10 protein-coding genes and 2 pseudogenes are annotated in these 6147 nt (G+C 55.4%); 4 read left to right on the top strand and 8 right to left on the bottom strand.

Going from position 1 to position 6147, the window contains the following annotated elements:
• The 3 genes and pseudogenes from CLV88_RS22685 to CLV88_RS22675 form a co-directional block, all read left to right on the top strand.
• Positions 1-137: pseudogene (locus CLV88_RS22685) on the top strand (IS5/IS1182 family transposase); the annotation flags it as partial.
• Between the two features lie 236 nt (positions 138-373).
• Positions 374-1606 carry a tyrosine-type recombinase/integrase gene (locus tag CLV88_RS22680; protein WP_133170035.1) on the top strand — a complete coding sequence of 411 codons (1233 nt, stop codon included), beginning with the start codon at positions 374-376 and terminating at the stop codon, positions 1604-1606.
• The gene (locus tag CLV88_RS22675; RefSeq protein WP_106610682.1) at positions 1603-1815 is read left to right on the top strand and encodes a hypothetical protein; all 213 of its coding nucleotides are present in this window, start codon (positions 1603-1605) and stop codon (positions 1813-1815) included. The genes CLV88_RS22680 and CLV88_RS22675 overlap by 4 nt, the downstream gene beginning before the upstream one ends.
• 180 nt (positions 1816-1995) lie before the next feature.
• Here CLV88_RS22675 and CLV88_RS22670 read toward each other — a convergent pair whose 3' ends face one another.
• The 3 genes from CLV88_RS22670 to CLV88_RS22660 all read right to left on the bottom strand — a co-directional run bounded on the left by CLV88_RS22670 (position 1996) and on the right by CLV88_RS22660 (position 3628).
• Positions 1996-2823 carry a class I SAM-dependent methyltransferase gene (locus tag CLV88_RS22670; RefSeq protein WP_106610681.1) on the bottom strand — a complete coding sequence of 276 codons (828 nt, stop codon included), beginning with the start codon at positions 2821-2823 and terminating at the stop codon, positions 1996-1998.
• Positions 2823-3341, bottom strand: a complete 519-nt coding sequence (locus tag CLV88_RS22665; protein ID WP_106610680.1) for an OsmC family protein — start codon at positions 3339-3341, stop codon at positions 2823-2825. The genes CLV88_RS22670 and CLV88_RS22665 overlap by 1 nt, the downstream gene beginning before the upstream one ends.
• Before the next feature lie 71 nt (positions 3342-3412).
• Positions 3413-3628, bottom strand: a complete 216-nt coding sequence (locus CLV88_RS22660; protein ID WP_106610679.1) for a tautomerase family protein — start codon at positions 3626-3628, stop codon at positions 3413-3415.
• Positions 3629-3778: 150 nt separating this feature from the next.
• Here CLV88_RS22660 and CLV88_RS22655 point away from each other — a divergent pair, with 150 nt between their 5' ends.
• Positions 3779-4498: a winged helix-turn-helix transcriptional regulator gene (locus tag CLV88_RS22655; protein ID WP_106610678.1), complete on the top strand. Its 720-nt coding sequence runs from the start codon at positions 3779-3781 to the stop codon at positions 4496-4498.
• Positions 4499-4689: 191 nt separating this feature from the next.
• Here the strand turns inward: CLV88_RS22655 and CLV88_RS23125 are convergent, their stop codons facing one another.
• The 5 genes and pseudogenes from CLV88_RS23125 to CLV88_RS22640 form a co-directional block, all read right to left on the bottom strand.
• Positions 4690-4839: a hypothetical protein gene (locus CLV88_RS23125; RefSeq protein WP_165798986.1), complete on the bottom strand. Its 150-nt coding sequence runs from the start codon at positions 4837-4839 to the stop codon at positions 4690-4692.
• Entirely contained in the window at positions 4829-5410 is a 582-nt protein-coding gene (locus tag CLV88_RS22650; protein WP_106610677.1) for an NAD(P)H-binding protein, read from the bottom strand. The genes CLV88_RS23125 and CLV88_RS22650 overlap by 11 nt, the downstream gene beginning before the upstream one ends.
• Positions 5411-5468: 58 nt before the next feature.
• Positions 5469-5660, bottom strand: coding sequence for a hypothetical protein (locus CLV88_RS22645; RefSeq protein ID WP_106610676.1), 192 nt, complete (start codon positions 5658-5660; stop codon positions 5469-5471).
• A 6-nt stretch (positions 5661-5666) separates the two neighbouring features.
• A complete protein-coding gene (locus CLV88_RS23120) occupies positions 5667-5819 on the bottom strand; it encodes a hypothetical protein (protein WP_165798984.1) in 153 nt (50 codons plus the stop codon).
• Positions 5816-6040 (bottom strand): annotated as a pseudogene (locus CLV88_RS22640) (GNAT family N-acetyltransferase); the annotation flags it as partial. The pseudogene CLV88_RS22640 and the gene CLV88_RS23120, both read right to left, overlap by 4 nt.
• Between the last annotated feature and the right edge of the window lie 107 nt (positions 6041-6147).

Below are 6147 nucleotides of genomic sequence, written 5' to 3'. Positions count from 1 at the left end.
CGCATTGCGTGAAACGACTTGGCCAATCCTTGATGGCGGGTGACTTCGATCGTCAGGTCGCTGAGGTCCAAATCCGCATCGCGGCACTCAACCGCGATACCGCTCTTGGTATACCTGCAACTGAGCCCGCAGGATAAGTCCGTCCGGGGAAACGGGAACTGCGCTCACACACCGATTTGTGCAACAAGGCCAAACTGAACAATAAATTGGAATTTTGGTGGAGCCTAGGTCCATCAAAAACCTAACCTAATCGAAGTCACTCGCAGTCCGACGCCTTTGTTTATTGACCGCGTCCCGTGTCAGTCTTTCTCGACCCCAAGGAAACTTGGGCCTGCCACCACACCCGACTGTGGGGGTGAGTGTGGGGTCGGTGATGAAAGAAAGTATGCGAATGGCAAACCTGACAGATGCAAAGATCAAGAACGCGAAACCGCGTGAAAAGAAGTACAAGCCGGCCGCTGGCTGTGGGTTTATCGTCGTTGTTCATCCTGGTGGCAGCAAGACATGGGTCTGGCGCTACAGGGTCGATGTCAAGCAGCGTGAGATGACCTTGGGCTCCTATCCCTCTGTCGGCCTCAAGGACGCGCGCCAACGCGTCGAGGCGCAGAGGAACCTGCTTGAAGACAACATCACCCCCGACGTGGCAGAGATGCGCGCAGAGGTGCAGGATCGGTCAGGTCTGACAGACACCACCTTCGCCGGGGTTGTCCGTGCGTGGTTGGTGGAGGAGCGCCCGCACTGGGCAGAGAAGACTTTTGTCCGCGCCCGCAACCGAATCGAAAAGGACGCCATTCCTCTGTTGGGGACTGTTGAGGTCGCGGATATCACGGTAGTCGACATCAAGGCCGTTGCGCTCAAGATCGCGGATCGTGGGAGCCATGAGACTGCGCGCCGGGTCATTCGCATCCTGCGGCAGGTTCTGGGCTACGCTGAAGCAGAGGGCCTGATCTCGTTTGTGCCTGGGGCGAACGTGATTGACAGGGTCAAACCCCAGCCCAAGAGGCACCACCCGGCGATCACGGAACCCGAACGTTTGGCGAAATTCCTGCAGGCGCTGGATGCGTGGCCGCACCAGACTTTGGGCAAGCCTCTGGTTCAGATCATTGCGCATACAGGTCAGAGGGCCGGTGAAGTGCGCAATATACGCTGGGCGGACATCAACATGGGTGAGCGTGTCTGGAACAACGTGGTGACCAAGACGGGCATCACGATTGCCATTCCCTTGACTGATCCGGTGATCGAGATCCTGAAAGAGATGTACGCGATCAACGGCACCCGCGAGTTGGTGTTTGCCAGCGAGGATGGACCCGTGTCCGAACCGGCCACGATGAACATGATCCGCAGAATCGGATTCGGTGGAGAGACCGACGCGCATGGCCTGCGGGCAACGTTCCGCACGCTGGTGACCGAGCGGCTCGGGTTCGAAGAGAAACTGGCAGAAGCGCAATTGAGCCACGCATCGAAGGAGCAGCATGGCCGCGCATACGACCGCACATCGTACTTCGCCCAGCGCCGGGTGATGATGGAGGCCTATTCGCAGTTTCTGGTTCAGTTGCAGGAGGCCCGTGCTAACGTCGTGCCGATGATTGCGGGAGCAAAGGTATGAGTGACGCGGACAACCAGATAGAGGCAGATCGCGTGTTGTCGCTTCTAGGAGAACTGCGCAAGCGGATCCAGACCATTCGCACCGGTCGCAAGCATGTCTCGGGCGGTCCATACCCCGGCGGTCTTCCGCGGCTTACGGGCAAGGCTCGGCAGACGAGCGTCATTATGGTTGGAGGTATTGCGGGTTGTCTGCCCACGATTGGCATGTAATCGCTAAGTCTGTCAGCTTCAAGGAGCGGGCGGCGAAGCGCGGACAAAACAAAAAGCGGCTACGTCGTTTAGAAGGAACAACGTCTGCTTTGCGCTCAAAATCAGCCGCTCATGCCAAGTGCAGCGAACGACCGCTTCGAGCCCAGAGTATCCGATGCTGCACAGTACATGAAGGTCGGCTTAGTCCAACGGGCGAAAACCTCTGACCGATACGAATTCACCCTCAATGCGGTAGCTTCCATCGCTGCATTTGTATTTCGATACGGACGATAGGAATTCTTGGCGCACCTCTTGCAAGGTATCCTTGTCGAACCTTTTGATCGCAAGCGCGACAGGACCACCGAGAAGGACAGCATCTACAACATCCGCCTCAGTTCTGAAAATCAGTTTTTCGAACTGTCGATGCTCTTCAACTTGCTTTAGCCCGGCCTTTTCGAAAATTCGGGTCAAAGCTTTCGGTGCACCAGTTCCAAAGAACATCGGACATACTTCGGAAGCGACGCGGGCATCCACGATGGGAAACACATCGGCCCAGCCACAATTTTGACGTTCCCCCCATACCGTCGCAGCGACCATTCCGCCCGGAGCAACGGCGCGCGCCATCTCGACCACCGCCGCAGCAGGATCGGGCGTGTACATAAGGCCCAACGCACAAATCGCTGCATCGAAAGCCCCATCAGGCACACCGAGTTTCTCCGCAGGCATGCGCTTAGCCTCAACATTGTTGGGAAGGCGTCTGTCAAGGCGAGCTTGCAGGTCGTCAATCATGCCCTGCGAGAGATCAGTCGCAAGTACATATCCTTTCGGCCCCACATCTTTGGAAAGCCGCATTGTTACCAACCCACTGCCGCAGGCTGTCTCGATGATGCTTTGCCCGGCGGTGAGCCCTGCCATCATCAGAAGTTGATTGTGCGCGGGGCGTAGCTGCGCTTCCCACCCCGCGTGGTAATGCGCCACAGCGGCATCCCAGCCGTAACGTTGGACGCGGAGTTGCAGACGGGCATCCATCAGGCGACCATTCCATTGACTGAGAGTTCCGAAGTGACAGGCTGTGCATCTCGAAAAGTCAGAAACCACGGGTCACTCACCAACGCTCGCGCGACCAGTGACCTAACCTTTTCTTCTGCCTCAGAGCTGGCGATGTCGATAGCGATCCGCGTGTCACTCGGCACGGGGCTTGCGCCTTCCATGGCAAGCACACCGCGATTGTCCCAATCCTGTTCTATCCCAACACGGACCGCGTCCAGTTGCAGGTTTTCCCGTGCAGCCGTCATTTTTATTCCGATGGCAAGGCAGCTACAGACCGCTGCTCTTCCAAAGTAGCCAGGTGGGGGAGCTTCTTCGCTGCCTCCAATTGCCGTCGGCATGTCAACAGAAAGACGTTGCCCGTCCTGCTCGTAGATACAGCCCAGCCCCTCGAGAACCTCAGCTGTGCCACGATTGACGACCTGCGCGCGCTCGGGGCGCTTTTCATAAATGGAAATGGCACGAAGCTGTGCCTCTCTTGCATGTGTGTTCTTGTCCATTTTTGTTCCTCAAGTTTACGCTTCAGGCTCGGCAGGGACAACACGTCGGATGCCCCAGCCAAAACCTGGGTTCAGCCTGTAGCCATCGCCTTGACGTCTTCTGTGCTAGGGGTTTTGCCGCCCACACCCCAGTGCCTGCTTTGGACCTCCTTGACCCGAACCCAGGTCACCGGGCGCATATTCTCGCCCTCGACTTCAACCATCGCGTTGGTCACTTTTTCGATCATCTGCGCTTTTTGAACGTCGTCGAAAACGCCTTCAATTAATTCGATGTCCACCAGTGGCATTGTTCGTCTCCCTTGTTTGAATTTCTGGTAGGGAGATCGTGGCAAGATCGTCTGTGTCAGACCAGTTCAGGAAATGCAGCAAACCCACTACAGTTTCTGAAGTGGACGAGGACACGGCCCAAATGTTTAGGTGAAGCTGGAGGACCGGTGATGTCAGATTCAAACTATCCAAAATTCTGTCCAGTCGCGATGGCAGCAAGCCTGCTGGAGCCACGCTGGACGATGTTGCTACTTTGCGAGATGTGGTTCGGTTCGACCCGCTTCAACGAAATCCAGCGTGGCGTTCCCGGTATGTCGCCGGGGCTGCTTTCCAAGCGCTTGAAAGAGATGGAAGCTAACGGTCTGGTCGTGCGCAACGATTCAGGCCGGGGGACACATGCAGAGTATTTTCCCACGCCACTGGCCAACGAGCTCGAACCGCTCATCCGAGGGCTAGGGGAATGGGCCCATCGAAACATCGATTGTGAGGTATCTCTTCAGAACCTGGACGCCCGGCTTTTGATGTGGAAAATCCGCGGAAAGATTGACTTATTGCAACTCCCAAAACGCAAGAGCGTCATTCAGTTCATCCTGAACGATGCCTCGAATGAAACTGCCAATTACTGGTTGGTGGCTAAACCAGGCGAAGAGACTGACCTTTGCTATACAGACCCCAAATTCGACGTTGACCTCTTTGTCGTCTGTGAACTCCGCGCATTGACCTCTGCTTGGATGGGACATTCAACATTCGAGGCAGAGATTGAAAGTGGGCTGATTTCCCTGACTGGCCATGATCTGATGGCGCGTACACTCACAAAGTGGCTGACGCGCAGCAGTTTTGCTGAAATTGCCAAGAAAGGGTCAGATCGGGATGACTGTAAATTTGCCTGATCTAAGCATCATAGTTTTCGAGAGCGGGCATTGGCGCAATTGCAGCGAAAGTCGGCAAAGTCCCGCAACTTGGTCATAGACCCATTTTTCGCCAGTGCCTGCTCTGGGCCAAAGCTGCCGTTGTGGCCGGAAGCCGTTTATAGGTCCAGAGCCTAGGAGGAACATCAAGACGGATCGTTTGAAAAGCCATGCTATGCCATTTTCATATTCTTGATCAGGTCCTCCTTGCGCTGCTTGGGGATCGGCAAGGATGAGCCCATCGTCACGGCCATATTCTCATGGCCGATGTTCATTCCCCATGCCTTGAACTCTTCCACAGTGCTGCAACGGTCATTCGCCATCTTGATCAGCGGCGCGCTGTAGCATCTTCTCCAGATCGACCCGAACCTTGCCAAGTGGGACGGATGGATTGAAAGGAGTGATCTCACTGATCGGTTGTTCGGTTTGACCGAAATTGTAGTTGTTGCCTGGGAAGATCACGGGCGCGCGCGAATGCTCAGCTGCGTTGATGACATTTCTTGTCATCACGGGCATCGCTTTTGCCCAGTGTTCATGGGAGGCATTTGCGCCATGGAAGATGAAATCTACGCCCTCTGCGATGCTGTGCAACAAAGCGGTGTCATTCACGTCACCTTCAACGATGGTGAAGCCGTTTGTATTGCCAAACAGTGCAATCGCCTTTCTGCGGTCGCGAACAAGAAGCGTGGCGTGCAATCCTGCGTCTTGCAATGCACTTGCGAAGGCATGTCCGATAGCGCCCGTGGCGCCGATGGTGAGATATTTGCTGGTCATTGGTCCATGTATCCTGATCTGAATTGGGGCGCGTCGATGCGCCGATACATGGACTTTATGGCGGCCAATCCGGTTTGAGGTTGGCGGGCCACGCAGATGACTTGACCAATTGCGCATCATCAGCACCAACGAAAAAGGCAGGCCGAAGCCCGCCTTTTCGATCTGCGTTTTCTAGCAATCAGAACTCAGGGTTAAAGCCCATTGCAATGAACGCTTCCCGCGGTTTGTGGACGACCAACGCGCGCTCTGAGAATGGGCGGAATGGTACCTGCCACCCGAAGAGTTCAAAAGTGATCATGCCCGTTGTGCCATCGACAAGTATGTTCATGACGTAACCGCGTTTGGCGATACCCGTGGGGGTTTTGTCCATGGCAAGTCAGTCAACACGGTCTCCAGTGACACCTTCGAAAGGCGCTTCATAGCCGCCTTGGGTGTTGTCAAAGTCGCTGATGTCCAGCCAAAGCCCTATCGCCACAAATGTGACAGAAACAAAACCGATGATCGCGAAGGGATAAATGAAGTAGCTCATGCTGCCGCCTCCGTGTTCTTGCCCGTTTTGGCAAGGCGCAAAATGGTTTCGCCAGTTGCTTTATGGAATGAAGACCCAATCTGTTGAAAGCCGTAGATGTCATAGAACCTGCGTCCGACTGTATTCTGCTCAAACACCTCAACCTCAACCTCAACCTCAAGCGTATCGAACTGTTTTGCGGCGTCGTCCACCAGCGCCCGTCCAAGCCCACGCCCATGGAGCTTGGGATCAAGTGTCTGACGTCAGCGCTTATGGGTCCAAATAGGGCGGTTTGATAAGGGAGAGTTTCTGGCTCATCGTGACCACTGAGGAGTGGGACATGAAAAAG

Origin of the sequence: Shimia abyssi (assembly GCF_003014475.1) — a bacterium.
Taxonomy (GTDB): domain Bacteria; phylum Pseudomonadota; class Alphaproteobacteria; order Rhodobacterales; family Rhodobacteraceae; genus Shimia; species Shimia abyssi.
The sequence above is the reverse complement of the archived record's forward strand: the minus strand, read 5'-3'. Positions and strand labels throughout refer to the sequence as shown.